This window comes from uncultured Amnibacterium sp. (assembly GCF_964244015.1).
Classification (GTDB): domain Bacteria; phylum Actinomycetota; class Actinomycetes; order Actinomycetales; family Microbacteriaceae; genus Amnibacterium.
Genome location: NZ_CAXTHO010000171.1, coordinates 1 through 2,045, shown reverse-complemented (window position 1 = coordinate 2,045; position 2,045 = coordinate 1). Strand labels below are relative to the sequence as shown.

Annotated in this window: 2 protein-coding genes; one reads left to right on the top strand and one right to left on the bottom strand. The window is 71.3% G+C overall.

All coding sequences use genetic code 11. The annotated features are described in order from the left end of the window. Window positions 1-104: 104 nt before the first annotated feature. Window positions 105-1,307, bottom strand: a complete 1,203-nt coding sequence (locus ACFE67_RS14105; RefSeq protein ID WP_375407508.1) for a glycosyltransferase — start codon at window positions 1,305-1,307, stop codon at window positions 105-107. On the opposite strand from ACFE67_RS14105, the gene ACFE67_RS14100 reads away from it, so the two are divergent. Continuing rightward, window positions 1,260-1,973 carry a TetR/AcrR family transcriptional regulator gene (locus tag ACFE67_RS14100; RefSeq protein ID WP_375407507.1) on the top strand — a complete coding sequence of 238 codons (714 nt, stop codon included), beginning with the start codon at window positions 1,260-1,262 and terminating at the stop codon, window positions 1,971-1,973. The two genes, ACFE67_RS14105 and ACFE67_RS14100, sit on opposite strands and share 48 nt — an antisense overlap. Window positions 1,974-2,045: the final 72 nt, after the last annotated feature.

Genomic DNA, 2,045 nt, shown 5'->3' with positions numbered 1-2,045 from the left:
GGACCCTAGCCCGGACGTCGCCGAGCATGCGCCGCTCGTCGCATGCTCTGACCCGCCCGCCTGACCTCCGCACCCCAGACGGCACCCGCTTCAGTGGGGCTCGTTCAGCGTTCAGGCGACGCGGTCCGTCCGGAGAGGAGGTGCTCAATCGCGGTGACCGCTGCGCCGGGTCCGTCTTCTGCCTGGAGCTGCTCGGCGAGGGTCGCCGTTGCGTGCGCGACCGGGGTACCTGTCGCGATTTCGAGGGCGTTGACGAGCCGCTGCTCGGTCAGGCCGGCGACCGGGATCGGGCCTGGTCCGGCGCCGAGTGCGTGCACGCGGTTCCCCCAGAACGTCTGGTCAGCCGCGAACGGTACGACGATGGTCGGCACTCCGGCGGTCAGCGAAGCTCCCGTGGTGCCGGCACCGCCGTGGTGGACGACCGCGGACGCTCGCCGGAACAGCCGGTCATGCGGCGCCTCGGGGGCGACGAAGACCGTCTCCGGGAGGTCCTGGATGGGAAACGGACCGTTCCATCCGGTCAGCACGACCATCGGTAGGCCGAGGTCGGACGTGGCACGCCGGATGACCTGCGCGATCCGCACCGGATCCCGGACGCGCATGGATCCGAAGCCCACGACCACCGGCCGGTCGTGCCGATCAAGGAAGTCCGCGAGAGCGGGTTCGAGCTCCGGTTCCGTCTCGGCGCTCCTCCAGTACCCCGTGATCACCCGGTCGGGCGCCCACGAACGAGCACGCGGTACGACCCGCTGGCTGTACCCGTACACCGCGCCCGGCACGACTCGCGGCCGGGCGCGAGGAGAGACGTTCGCAGCCAGACGCGCCGAGCGCCGCGTGCCCCTGACGGGCAGCGTCACGAGCTCGGCGGTGGCGACATGCCCGAGCAGACGCGGCACCCCCGCACGTTGGAGCAGCCGAGGTGCGAGCACCCCCGGGTACTCGGCGGCCGCCGGACCGATCGGCTGCAGATGCGCTCGGAGCAGCGGCGCGCCGTGCGCGAGCGCGACCGCCTCCGCGACCGCCGCGCCGCCGACACCAGCGACGACGACGTCGACCCCGCCGATGGCCTCCAGCACGGCACGCACCGCAGCCTCGGTCCGCGCTTGCAGCGTCGAGCGGAGTCCACGCGGTGCCCGCAGCACCCCCTCGGTCGAGCCCAAAGCCTCGACCGCCTCGCGCATGCCACCGGGAAGGGGGACGACGGAGACCGAACCGGGAAGGACGTCGACGAGGTCTGCTGGGGCTGCGACCACGACCTCGTGCCCGCGGCACGCCAGCGCATCGCCGAGGACACCGTAGGGCGCCACCCCACCACGAGTATCGATCGAGACCAGCAGGATCCGCACACCCGGACTGTATGCGACACGGTGTCGCATAATTCAACTGTGGTGCTATCCGGTCGAGGACGTCCGCCCGCGCAGATCGACGATGCCGTCGCTGCCGCCGTCCTTCGACGACTCGCAACGGCGCGATCGTTCACGGTGAAGATGCAGGACCTCGCCGACGACGTCGGCGTCCACCGCAGCACGCTGTACCGCCGATGGCCCACCGAGCACGCGCTGCTCACGCTCGCCCTCGAGCGGACCGCAGCTCGACTCCAGGCTGAGCTCGACCCCGCCGATGCATCACCCCGCGAACTGCTGACCAGGCTCGCCGTCCTGCTGAACACTCCGACCGGCCGTGGCCTCGTCCGGGCTCAGATCGTCCTCGGCACCACCGTGAGCCGGGACACACCGTCGCGGCAACCCCGAGGTGGCGATGCCGGCATGCAAACGACGCTCGACCTTCTCGTCGGAGCCGTGATCCACCGCCTCTTCATCGTCGGCATGCCCTGCGACGCGGAGTGGCAGCAGCAGGTCCTGGACCACCTCGCGTCCACCGATTCCGGGCGTGGGCACCGCGGGCCGACGTGCGCGACGGAAGTCACCGGTGCCACTCGAGCTCGCTCAGGGTCAGTCGACCCGATCGTCTGACATCCGGCGGCCGCGCCGACGTATCGCGCGACCTGGGTCAGCCGCTCGGTGTCGTATCCGGCGCGCCAATAC